Genomic DNA, 12,250 nt, shown 5'->3' on the forward strand with positions numbered 1-12,250 from the left:
AACTTTAACTTGATACGGAGACTTTAAATGTCTAATGCCGAAGTTCGTCCGCCATTACCCCCTTTCACCCGTGAATCGGCCATTGAAAAAGTTCGCCTGGCCGAAGACGGCTGGAACTCCCGGGACCCGGAGCGGGTGTCCCTGGCCTATACCCTGGACACTAAGTGGCGCAATCGCGCCGAGTTCGCCTATAACCGCGAAGAAGCCAAAGGCTTCCTGACCCGCAAGTGGGCCAAGGAGCTTGATTATCGGTTGATCAAGGAGCTGTGGGCGTTCACCGACAACCGAATTGCCGTGCGTTATGCCTATGAATGGCATGACGACTCGGGCAACTGGTTCCGCTCCTACGGCAACGAAAACTGGGAGTTCAACGAGGACGGCCTGATGGCCCGCCGCTTCGCCTGCATCAACGACATGCCGATCAAGGAAAGCGAGCGCAAGTTCCACTGGCCGCTGGGGCGTCGTCCTGACGATCATCCGAGTTTGTCGGATCTGGGCTTGTAATTCAGCTTCACGCTAAACCCTGTGGGAGCGAGCTTGCTCGCGATAGCGGTTGTACACTCAACAGATCTGTTGCCTGTCACACCGCCATCGCGAGCAAGCTCGCTCCCACATTGGTTTTGTGTTGTACAGATGAGTAAGATGCTGCCCTTCCCCGCAGCCTCTTTCTGCACCCGCCGAATAAGCCGATCCCATGCCTTTCGAACTCAGCGTTGACCTCTCCACCCTGGCCATCCTGGCCTTAGTCGCTTTTGTTGCCGGTTTCATCGACGCCATTGCCGGTGGCGGTGGGCTGTTGACCACCCCGGCCTTGTTGACCGCCGGCCTGCCGCCGCATCTGGTGCTGGGCACCAACAAACTCAGCTCGACCTTCGGCTCGGCCATCGCCAGCTTCACCTTCTACCGCCGCAAGCTGTTCCACCCCGCGCAATGGATTCATGCCATCGTCGGCACCCTGGTCGGTGCGCTGACCGGTGCCGTGGTCGCGCATTACCTGCCGGCGGAATGGCTGAACAAGATGCTGCCGGTGATCGTCTTCGCTTGCGGTGTCTATCTATTGTTTGGCGGCACGCCAAAAGCGCCACTGGACAGCGAGGCACCGATCAAGAAAAAGTGGCAGTCGACCCAAGGCTTCAGCCTCGGCTTCTATGACGGTGTGGCGGGTCCCGGCACGGGCGCGTTCTGGACCGTGAGCAGCCTGCTGCTCTACCCCATCGATCTGGTGAAAGCCAGCGGTGTGGCACGCAGCATGAACTTCGTCAGCAACGCGGCGGCGCTGTCGATCTTCATCTTTTCCGGTCAGGTGGACTGGATCATCGGCCTGTGCATGGGCTTGTCGTTGATGGTCGGCGCCTTCTTTGGCGCCCGCACCGCCATCAGCGGCGGCGCGAAATTCATTCGTCCGGTGTTCATCACCGTGGTGCTGGGCCTGACCGTGCGCCTAGCCTGGCAGCACTGGTTCAGCGTGGCCTAAGCGCCGCGCCACGTAGACGTCGATCAGGTAACGGGCAATCGAGCGTGACGCCGGCAACGGCGGCAGCTCGTGCACGTTGAACCACTGGGCGTCCTCGATCTCGTCTTCCTGACAGACGATCTCGCCACCGGCATATTCGGCGTGAAAGCCGAGCATCATCGAGTGCGGGAACGGCCAGCACTGGCTGCCCATGTACTGGATGTTCCTGACCTCGATGCTCACCTCTTCGCGAACTTCGCGAATCAGGCAGTCCTCGGCCGATTCGCCCGGCTCGGCAAACCCGGCCAGGGTGCTGTAGACACCGCTGACAAAACGCGGTGAGCGCGCCAACAGCACTTCATCGCCTCGGGTCACCAGTACGATCATGCTCGGCGAAATCCGTGGGTAGCTGCGCAGATCGCACGGCTGACAATACATCGCCCGTTCGCGCGGCACCTGGGTCATGGCCTGACCGCAGTTACCGCAATAGCGGTGTTCACGGGCCCAGGTGCCGATCTGTGCGGCGTAACCGAGCACCTTGTAGAGCGTGTGATCGCCTTCGAGCATGAACGCCCGCAGGCCTTTCCAGTTGCAACCCGACACTTCGCTGTGACTGCGCAACTCCAGCAGATAGACCGGCTCGCCATCGAGATGACCGATGCCATGCTCGGCAAGAATCGACAGGTCCTGGCGCTTGAGCCATTCGCGAGCGAACAGTGCGCCGTTGTCATCGAACAGAAAGCCTTCGGGGCTGCGCGCGATGGCCCAGCCGCCGGGTTGATCGGTGTCCAGTACTGCGGTGGTCCAGCGAGGAATCATGGTTAATCAATCCAGAAATTCGGGTTTCTGTTTGCTCATATGGGCGGCCATGGCCACGCGCAGATCGGTGGATTGCAGCATGGCGGCGTTCCAGGTGGCGATGTATTCGAGGCCGTCATCGATGCGATGGTCGCGCATGTAGCTGATCATTTCCTTGGTACCGGTGACGGCGATCGGCGACTTGCTGGCGATTGCGTAGGCAATGCCCATGACGCCGTCGAGCAGGCTGGCGTTGTCGCTGTAGACGCGATTGACCAAGCCCATGCCTCGCGCTTCATCGGCGCCGAAGGTGCGACCAGTGTAAGCCAGTTCGCGCAGCATGCCGTCACCGATGATCCGCGGCAAGCGTTGCAGCGTGCCAACGTCGGCGGCCATGCCGATGTCGATTTCCTTGATCGAAAACTGTGCGTCCTCGGCGGCATAACGCATGTCGCACGCGGCAATCAGGTCGATGGCGCCCCCCAGGCAGTAACCCTGAATGGCCGCAAGCACCGGTTTGCGGCAGTTATCGACTGCATTGAAGGACGCTTGCAGGGTGAGGATCTTGCGCCGCAACAGGCGCGCATTGCGTCCGACGTCCTTGCCCAGCTCATTGGCCACACCGGCCAGCATCATCAGGTCGATCCCCGAGGAGAAATGCTTGCCTGCCCCGCTGAGGACCACCACGCGCACTTCATCGGTGTCGTCGATCCACTGGAAGATCTCGACGATCTCGCTCCAGAACGCCGCGTTCATCGAGTTGATCTTCTCCGGTCGGTTGATCTGTACGTGGGCGATTTTATCGACCAGCTCGACGTTGAACGCGCTGTATTGAGACATGCCAATGATCCTTTTGCGGGCAAAAATGAGGCCCGAACTATAACAAGGCATCAAGGTGGGCAGTAAGGCAGCGGTTCGGCCAAATGCGGGACTCAAACCGGCGCACCAGAACAGTGCGTTCCTGATAAATCACGTCGCACATTTATGTGACTGCCCAGTGACTTTTTGATGCCAAAACGCAAAAAAACCTGCACTTCGTCGGGGCGTTTGCACCTCTATCAGGCACGTTCGTACCGCTACAAACCGATTGTCGAACAATTTTGCCATCTGGCCTTTACCGCTCTAAGTTCTGGCCTAGACTCATTTTCTTGAGGCGAAACCGGTCGGTCACAAAGTGGAAAAATAGTCGAAACTTTTTCCAATCCCGATCGGTCCTCTGACAAGAAGGTGCGTTGCGACTGGTGCAATCCTTGCAATGGCTCATTCACCCCTTTTGCTTCGACGCATTGGGCAGCGCTTGCTCACTGATGCGTAGCGCGATTGCGCCCGGCCACAGCAATTGGCCATGAAACACCGTTTGCCAGACCTAAGAATTAGATCAACAACACGGGAGATTCATATGATCAGTACGGCTTTGGAAATACAGGGAGAGCGTGCTCATCAGGTCGGCGAATCGAGCGCCGTAACTGTCGCAAACACCCAACCCGTCGGCGTTCCTGGCACCAGGACGCTGACTCCGGCAGCCAACCAGAATCCCAACCGTAAAAAAGTGTTGTTCGTCACCTCGGAAATTGCCGACCTGGTGAAGACCGGTGGCCTGGGCGACGTTTCTGCAGCGCTGCCACGGGCCATGGCCCATCTGCACGATGTGCGGGTACTGATCCCGGGTTACCCGCAGGTGCTGAACAGCGAAAATCCGATCCATATCATTGGCGAGCTTGGCGGTCATGCTGCGCTGCCACCGTGCAAGATCGGGCGCATGGACATGCCCGACGGTCTGGTCATTTACGTACTGATCTGCCCCGAACTCTACGAGCGCGAAGGTTCGCCCTATGGCGCCAACAACGGCCGCGACTGGCCGGACAACCATATCCGTTTCGCCCGTCTGGGCCTGGCGGCGGCCGATATTGCCGCCAACCTCGCGCAGATCCATTGGTGCCCGGACCTGGTGCACGCTCACGACTGGCCCGCCGGCCTGGCCCCGGCCTACATGCACTGGCGTGGGCAGCGCACGCCGACGCTGTTCACCATTCACAACCTGGCGTATCAAGGCGTGACCAGCCTGGGCTCGTGCCCCGAACTGGGCATTCCCCATCACGCGCTGCAACAGGAAGGCATGGAGTTCTACGGCAAGATGTCGTTCCTCAAGGCCGGCATGGCCTATTCGAGCCACATCACCACCGTCAGCGCGACCTACGCCCAGGAAATCACCACCCCGGATTTCGGCTGCGGCCTGGACGGTTTCCTCGCCGCCAAGACCCAGCAAGGCCTGCTCAGCGGCATTCCCAACGGCATCGATGAAAGCTGGGATGCGGCGACCGATCCGCACCTGTTCTGCCCGTTCAGCATCGGCGACTGGGATGGCAAGGCGGTGAACGCCGCCCATGTCCGCGAGCTGTTCGGCCTGCAAGACTCCGAAGGGCCGCTGTTCGCCGTGGTTTCGCGCCTGGTCTACCAGAAAGGCCTGGACCTGACCGAAGCGGTGTCCGAGTACATCGTCAAGTCCGGCGGCCAGATCGCGATCATCGGCCGTGGCGAACCGGAAGAAGAACAGTCGATGCGCCAGCTTGCCCTGCGTTTCCCCGGGCAGATCGGCGTACGCATCGGCTTCAACGAAACCGACGCCCGGCGCATGTTCGCCGGCAGCGACTTCCTGCTGATGCCTTCGCGTTACGAGCCATGCGGCCTGAGCCAGATGTACGCCCAGCGCTTCGGTTCGTTGCCGGTGGCGCGCAACACCGGTGGCCTGGCCGACACCATCGAAAACGGCGTGACCGGTTTCCTGTTCGATGAATCCACGGTGCAGAGCTACCAGGAAGCCCTGAGCCGCGCGTTCAAGGTGTTCGCCTTTCCCGACCTGCTGCACGCCATGCGCTGCCGGGCCATGGCGGCGCCGTTCAACTGGTGCAAGGCGGTCGAACCCTACGCCGAGCTCTACGAACAGCTTGTGGCTAAGGCATTGGGGAAATCGCACAAACAGTAAGAGGCTTTCAAGATGCCGTTACGGACCCTTGAGACCTGGCCCCACGGCGCAATCATGCTGGACGCAGAGCACACGCGATTCGCGTTGTGGGCGCCAGATGCGTTCTACGTCAGTGTCGAACTGGAAAATGGACAGTCCTTGCCGTTGCTGCCCCAGGCCGACGGCTGGTTCGTGAGCAACATCCGATGCGCGGCGGGCACGCGTTACCGCTACAGCATCGACGGCGAACTGGAAGTGCCCGACCCGGCCTCCCGCGCTCAGGCCGGCGATATCGACCGGCACAGTGTGGTGGTCGATCCGCTGGTCTATGCCTGGCAACACAGTGCCTGGCAGGGACGGCCATGGAACGAAGCGGTGATCTACGAACTGCATGTCGGTGTGCTCGGCGGCTTCAGCGCCGTCGAGCAGCATCTGGCGCGGCTGGTCGAACTGGGTGTCACCGCGATCGAACTGATGCCCGTCGCGCAGTTTCCCGGTGAGCGCAATTGGGGTTATGACGGCGTCCTGCCCTACGCGCCCCAGGCGTCATACGGCTCCCCCGAGCAGCTCAAGCACTTGATCGACACCGCCCACGGCCACGGCCTGGCGGTGATTCTCGACGTGGTCTACAACCACTTCGGCCCGGATGGCAATTACCTGCATCGTTATGCCAAGGGCTTTTTTCGCGAAGACAAACACACGCCGTGGGGCGCGGCCATCGACTTGCGCCGTCGCGAAGTACGGGACTTCTTCATCGAAAACGCCTTGATGTGGCTGCTGGAATACCGTTTCGACGGTTTGCGCCTGGACGCGGTGCACGCCATCGAAGACCCGGATTTCCTCCAGGAACTGGCACGACGGGTGCGCCAGCAGACGGGCCCGACGCGGCATGTGTGGCTGATGGTGGAGAACGAACACAACCAGGCCAGCCTGCTCGAACAGGGTTACGACGCGCAGTGGAACGATGACGGCCACAACGCCCTGCATGTGTTGCTGACCGGGGAAACCGACGCCTATTACGCCGATTACGCGCAAAACCCCACCGAGCAACTGGCGCGCTGCCTGAGCCAGGGTTTCGTGTTCCAGGGCCATCTCAACCGCCATGGTGTGGCGCGGGGTGAACCCAGCGGGCATCTGCCGCCCAGTGCATTCATCCTGTTTTTGCAGAACCATGACCAGATCGGCAACCGGGCCTTCGGCGAGCGCCTGCATCAACTCGCCCACCCGCAAGCGCTGCGGGCCGCCACGGTGCTGCTGCTGTTATCGCCGATGATTCCGCTGCTGTTCATGGGCGACGAATTTGCGGTCGAGCAGCCCTTCCTGTTTTTCACCAGCCATCATGGTGAATTGGCCAAGCAGGTTCGCGACGGCCGGCGCAGCGAGTTCGCGGCGCTCAGCGCCTTTGCCGACCCGATCCTGCGCGAACACATTCCGGACCCGAATGATCCGCAGACGTTTGCAGCGTCCCGCCCGGTCCTGCCATCGACCGGCCATTGCGAGATGCACGACCTGTATTGCCGACTGTTGCAGATCCGTCACCGGCACATCATCCCGCGCCTGCCGGGCGCCCAGGCACTGGGAACCGATGTGCTGGGCGAAGGCGCAGTCAGTGCATCCTGGCGCTTGGGCGATGGCAGCCAGCTGCGCATTGACCTGAACCTCAGCGCCAGGCCTGTAGCCTATACCTCACAGACCGACGCCATGCGCTTGTTCGAATACCCGCCACTGAACCCCGACCTGCCGGCTACAAACACTCTTGCCCCGTATTGCGCGCTCGTCAGCCTCGCCGCCGCAGTCCCCTTTGCTACCTCGTTTGGAGAGCGTCCATGAGTGATGCGCAACTGGAAATCCTGGCCAGCCGTGCCGGCCTCGCCGTCGACTGGATCGACGCCAACGGCCGCCCGCAAAAAGTCGCGCCGTCCGTGTTGCGCAACGTGCTGGCCGGCCTGGGCCACCCGGCCGGCAGTGCCCAGGAAATCGACGCCAGCCTGCTGGAACTGCAAGAGGCGCAACAGACCCATCACTTGCCGCCATTGATCACCGCCGATGCGGGGATGGGCCTGGACCTGGCGCGCTTTTTCGAGCCCGGGACCCCTTGCGAAATCCACCTGGAGGACGGTTCGCGGCTCAACCTGAAACTGGACGCCAACGCGGTGCTGCCGGGGCTGGTACCGGTCGGCTATCAACAGATCAGCATGGACGGACAAACCTTCACTCTCGCCGTGGCCCCGGCCCGTTGCTATAGCGTGGCCGATGCCGTGGACAACCCGATCCCCCGAGCCTGGGGCCTGAGCGTGCAGTTGTATGGACTGCGCCGCCCCGGCGACGGCGGGTTTGGTGACACCCAGGCGCTGGAGGACCTCGCCCGGGTAGCCGGCGAGCGTGGTGCCGAGGCGCTGGCGATCAGCCCGCTGCATGCGATGTTTTCCAGTGACACCCAACGCTACAGCCCGTATTCGCCGTCCAGCCGTTTGTTTCTCAACAGCCTTTACTGCGCCCCCGGCACCATTCTCGGCGAACGCGCGCTGCGTACCGCCATCGATGCAACCGGGCTGGCCATTGAACTCAAGGCGCTGGAAGAGCGTCCGCTGATTGACTGGCCGGCCGCCGCCGAAGCCAAGCATCGGCTGTTGCAGTCGCTGTACGAAGGTTTCGTCCAGGGTGAACACCCCTTGCACGAAGACTTCAGCAGCTTCCGTCACGCCGCTGGCGAAGCGCTGGAAAACCACTGCCGCTTCGAAGCCATCCAGGAGGCGCGCGCCGCCCGGGGTGAACACCTCGACTGGCGGCAGTGGCCCGAACCCTGGCGCAACCCGCGCAGCGCCGAACTGGCGGCATTCGCCGAAGAGAATGCCGGGCGCATCGGCTTCTTCGCCTTCTGTCAGTGGCTGATCACTCGCTGCCTGGAGCGCGCGCAAACCGCCGCCCGCGCCAGCGGCATGAGTATCGGCCTGATCGCCGACCTGGCCGTTGGCGCCGATGGCGGCGGGAGCCAGGCCTGGAGCCGTCAGGACGAACTGCTCGCGTCCCTCACCGTCGGCGCGCCACCGGATATTCTCAACCGCACCGGCCAGGGCTGGGGGATTTCCGCGTTCTCCCCTGAAGGCCTGGTGCGCAATGGTTTCCGGGCCTTCATCGAAATGTTGCGGGCCAACTTCGCCCACTGCGGCGGCTTGCGCATCGATCACGTCATGGGCTTGCAGCGTTTGTGGGTCATCCCCAACGGATCGCCGCCGGCCGACGGCGCTTACCTGTACTACCCGGTGGACGATCTGCTGCGTTTGCTGACCCTGGAATCCCATCGTCACCAGGCCATCGTCCTCGGCGAAGACCTCGGCACCGTGCCGGACGGCCTGCGGGAAAAACTCATCGCCCGTTCAATGCTGGGCATGCGGGTATTGCTGTTCGAACAGGACAACACGCACTTCAAACCGATCCTCGACTGGCCGGACAACGCCCTGGCCACCACCAGCACCCATGACCTGCCGACCCTCAACGGCTGGTGGCATGGTCGCGATATCGACTGGAATGCCCGGCTCGGCATGGTCGATGCCAGCGGTGAAATCGAATGGCGCCAGCACCGCGAACGCGAGCGCGAAGGCCTGCGCCGGGCGTTGAGCCAGGACCCGCAGAACTTTCGCGAAGAGTCCCACGAAACCGACCAGGTGCTCGATGCCAGCGTGCGCTTCCTCGGTCATACCCGGGCACCCTTGGTGCTGCTGCCCCTGGAAGATGCCCTTGGCGTCGAACAGCAAGCCAACCTGCCCGGCACCACCGACACCCACCCCAACTGGTCGCGGCGCTTGCCAGGTTACAGCGAAGCCCTGCTCGACGGAGCGGATGCCGCGCGACGTCTGGAATTGCTCGCCTGCGCACGGCTCCAGGCGGCCGAGCGTGATCGATGACCCAGGTGCCGACCCGACCACTGCGCGCCACCTTGCGCCTGCAATTTCACAAAGGCTTCACGCTCGAAGATGCGGTGCCACTGGTGCCGTATTTCGCCCGCCTCGGCATCAGCCATGTCTACGCCTCCCCGCTGTTGCGCTCCCGCGCCGGGTCGATGCATGGCTACGACGTGGTGGATCCGACCAGGGTCAATCCGGAACTGGGTGGTGAGGCAGCGCTGAACAGCCTGGTCAGCGCCCTGCATGGGCACAACATGGGGTTGATCCTCGACGTCGTCTCCAACCACATGGCGGTCGGCGGCAACGATAATCCCTGGTGGCTGGATTTGCTGGAGTGGGGACGCCTGAGTCCTTACGGAGAGTTTTTCGATATCCAGTGGCACTCATCCGACCCGTTGATGGAAGGCCAGTTGCTCCTGCCGTTTCTGGGCAGCGACTACGGCGTCGCGTTGCAGGACGGCACCCTGCCCCTGCGATTCGATGCCTGGCACGGCACCTTCCATGTCGAGCACTACGAACACCGCTTTCCCATTTGCCCCAGCGATTACGGGGAGCTGCTCAGGACCGATGCACCGCTCGATACGCAACAGGCCGAACAACTGAAAAACCTGGCCGATCGCTTCAGCACCCTGAGCTACCAGACCGACGCCCACAGCCTGGCCCTGCCATTGAAAGCAGAACTTCGCGATCTGGTCAGCGATCCGGCCCTTGCCCAAGCCATTGAGCAGCACCTGAACAACTACGTCTCACTGACCGGCGAAGGCTTCCAGCGCCTGCACAACCTGCTGGAACGCCAGAGCTATCGCCTTGCCAGCTGGCGCACCGCCGCCGATGACATCAACTGGCGGCGCTTCTTCGATATCAATGAGTTGGGCGGACTGCGCGTCGAGCGTCCCGCCGTGTTCGAAGCCACCCACGCGAAGATCTTCCAATTGGTGGCTCAAGGGCTGATCGACGGGTTGCGCATCGACCACATCGACGGCCTCGCCGACCCGCGGGGCTACTGCCGAAAACTGCGCCGCCGGGTCGACAGCCTGTCAGCGGGCCGCCACCTGCCCATCTATGTGGAAAAAATCCTCGGCGAAGGGGAAACCCTGCATCGCGACTGGTCGGTGGACGGCACCACCGGCTACGAATTCATGAACCAGTTGTCACTGTTGCAACAGGATCCACGGGGCGCGCAGACACTGGCCGAACTCTGGCATCGTCACAGCGAGCGGCCCGCCGACTTCTGCCAGGAAGCACAACTGGCCCGTCAACAAGTCCTCGGTGGTTCCCTGGCCGGAGATTTCGAAAGCGTCGCCCAGGCCCTGCTGCAAGTGGCCCGGGACAACCTCATGACCCGCGACCTGACCCTCGGCGCCATTCGCCGGGCCTTGCAGGCGCTGATCGTGCATTTCCCGGTGTACCGCACCTACATAGGCCCCCTTGGCCGTTCAGCCCGGGACGAGGCGTTTTTCCGCCAGGCCATGGACGGTGCCCGCCAAACCCTGGGCGAAGCGGACTGGCCGGTGCTCGACTGCCTGGCCGGCTGGCTCGGCGGTGAACCCTGGCGTTCGCACCCGGCCGGGCGCGAGCGCAAGCGTCTGAAGCACGCCTGCGTACGTTTCCAGCAACTGACCTCGCCAGCGGCAGCGAAATCGGTGGAAGACACCGCGCTCTATCGATCGGCCGTCCTGCTCTCGCGCAATGACGTTGGCTTCAACACCGAACAGTTCAGCGCACCGGCCGCCGACTTTCATCAGGCCTGCATCGAGCGCCTCGACACCTTCCCGGACAATCTGCTGGCCAGCGCCACCCACGACCACAAGCGCGGCGAAGATTCACGGGCGCGGCTGGCGGTACTGAGCGAGCGCAGCGGCTGGTACGTCGACCAGATCGGCCTGTGGCGCGCCCTTGCCCGGCCCTTGCGCAACGACGATCAAATGCCATCGTCGGGCGATGAAATGATTCTGTACCAGACGATTCTCGGCAGTTGGCCGCTGGAGTTGGGGATCGATCATCCGCCGTCCCTCGAGGACTACGCAAAACGTATCTGGCAGTGGCAACGCAAGGCCCTGCGTGAAGCCAAACTGCAAAGCAGCTGGAGCGCGCCCAATGACCCTTACGAGCAAGCGACAGAGGACTTTATCCAGCGCCTGTTGCTCAGCCCCGAAGGTGAGCTGTTGCGTACGGCCCTGGCCAAGGCTGCCCGTTCGATTGCCGTCCCCGGCGCACTCAATGGTTTGGCGCAAACCTTGCTGCGCATGACCGTGCCCGGCGTGCCGGATTTGTATCAGGGCAACGATTTCTGGGACTTCAGCCTGGTCGACCCGGACAACCGTCGTCCCGTGGATTACGCCAGCCGCCAGCAGGCGTTGCAGCAAGCGGTGGACCTGCCGGACTTGTTGCAGAACTGGCGTGACGGACGCATCAAGCAAACCTTGATTGCGCGCACCCTGAGCCTGCGCGCCGAGCATGCCGAGCTGTTTCGGCGTGGCACCTACCAGGCCCTGGAAGTGGTGGGCAGCGAGGCCCATCGAGTGCTGGGATTTGTCCGTGAACGGGAGGGGAAACGCGCCATTGTGATTGTGCCGATACGTTGTGCCGATCTGCTGGAAAACGGTGCCGAACCACAGGTCCACGCGCCGCGGTGGGGCGAAACCCGGGTCAGACTGCCGTTCACCGTCCCTGACGAACATCTGCAGGGACTTTTTTCCGGCATCACAGTCACAAAACACAGGGAGCTGTTGATCAGCGCCGCGCTGGGGGATTTCCCGGTCAATCTCATTATTCAAACTACCCACACTTGAGTTCAGTTCAGGAGCATTGCGATGAGTACCGACGAAAAACGCATCCGCGAATTTGCCTATCAGATCTGGGAATCCGAAGGAAAACCCGAAGGCCAGGAAGCCCGCCACTGGGAGATGGCGTGCAAACTGGCGGACGCCGAAGCCCTGGCCCCGAAAAAACCGGCCAAGGCTGCCCCGAAAACCCCGGTCAGCAAAACGGCCAATGGCAAGGCTGGCGATGCCAAGGTCGCCGCGCCAAAAACCAAGGCCAAACCGACAGCGGCTTCAAAAGTGATCCCGCCGGGGGAAAAGGCCGTCGAGAAAAAGCCCCGGGCTGCGCGAAAACCGCCAGCGGTTTGAA

Annotated in this window: 9 protein-coding genes; 7 read left to right on the plus strand and 2 right to left on the minus strand. The window is 62.3% G+C overall.

Annotation, left to right across the window (positions count from 1 at the left end; all coding sequences use genetic code 11):
• The first annotated feature begins 27 nt into the window (after positions 1–27).
• Positions 28–504, plus strand: coding sequence for a nuclear transport factor 2 family protein (locus tag J4D25_RS01790; protein WP_020799197.1), 477 nt, complete (start codon positions 28–30; stop codon positions 502–504).
• Positions 505–694: 190 nt separating this feature from the next.
• Positions 695–1,474 (plus strand): TSUP family transporter, encoded by a 780-nt coding sequence (locus J4D25_RS01795; protein ID WP_057714950.1) that lies wholly within the window; start codon positions 695–697, stop codon positions 1,472–1,474.
• Here the strand turns inward: J4D25_RS01795 and nudC are convergent.
• Both nudC and J4D25_RS01805 read right to left on the minus strand, forming a co-directional pair.
• Complete coding sequence (gene nudC, locus J4D25_RS01800; RefSeq protein ID WP_057714951.1) at positions 1,442–2,272, minus strand: NAD(+) diphosphatase; 831 nt, start codon at positions 2,270–2,272, stop codon at positions 1,442–1,444. The two genes, J4D25_RS01795 and nudC, sit on opposite strands and share 33 nt — an antisense overlap.
• A gap of 6 nt (positions 2,273–2,278) precedes the next feature.
• Complete coding sequence (locus J4D25_RS01805) at positions 2,279–3,091, minus strand: crotonase/enoyl-CoA hydratase family protein (protein WP_057714952.1); 813 nt, start codon at positions 3,089–3,091, stop codon at positions 2,279–2,281.
• 559 nt (positions 3,092–3,650) lie between these two features.
• Here J4D25_RS01805 and glgA point away from each other — a divergent pair.
• The 5 genes from glgA to J4D25_RS01830 are packed head-to-tail and all read left to right on the plus strand — an operon-like array spanning position 3,651 to position 12,249.
• Positions 3,651–5,234, plus strand: a complete 1,584-nt coding sequence (gene glgA / locus J4D25_RS01810; protein ID WP_057714953.1) for a glycogen synthase GlgA — start codon at positions 3,651–3,653, stop codon at positions 5,232–5,234.
• Between the two features lie 12 nt (positions 5,235–5,246).
• Positions 5,247–7,043 (plus strand): malto-oligosyltrehalose trehalohydrolase, encoded by a 1,797-nt coding sequence (treZ, locus tag J4D25_RS01815; RefSeq protein ID WP_057714954.1) that lies wholly within the window; start codon positions 5,247–5,249, stop codon positions 7,041–7,043.
• Positions 7,040–9,118 (plus strand): 4-alpha-glucanotransferase, encoded by a 2,079-nt coding sequence (gene malQ, locus J4D25_RS01820; protein ID WP_057714955.1) that lies wholly within the window; start codon positions 7,040–7,042, stop codon positions 9,116–9,118. The genes treZ and malQ overlap by 4 nt, the downstream gene beginning before the upstream one ends.
• Positions 9,115–11,910, plus strand: a complete 2,796-nt coding sequence (locus tag J4D25_RS01825) for a malto-oligosyltrehalose synthase (protein ID WP_057714956.1) — start codon at positions 9,115–9,117, stop codon at positions 11,908–11,910. Before malQ ends, J4D25_RS01825 begins: the two co-directional genes overlap by 4 nt.
• Before the next feature lie 21 nt (positions 11,911–11,931).
• A complete protein-coding gene (locus J4D25_RS01830) occupies positions 11,932–12,249 on the plus strand; it encodes a DUF2934 domain-containing protein (RefSeq protein ID WP_057714957.1) in 318 nt (105 codons plus the stop codon).
• Position 12,250: the final 1 nt, after the last annotated feature.

The organism is Pseudomonas sp. GW456-L13 (assembly GCF_017350115.1).
Lineage (GTDB): Bacteria > Pseudomonadota > Gammaproteobacteria > Pseudomonadales > Pseudomonadaceae > Aquipseudomonas > Aquipseudomonas jessenii.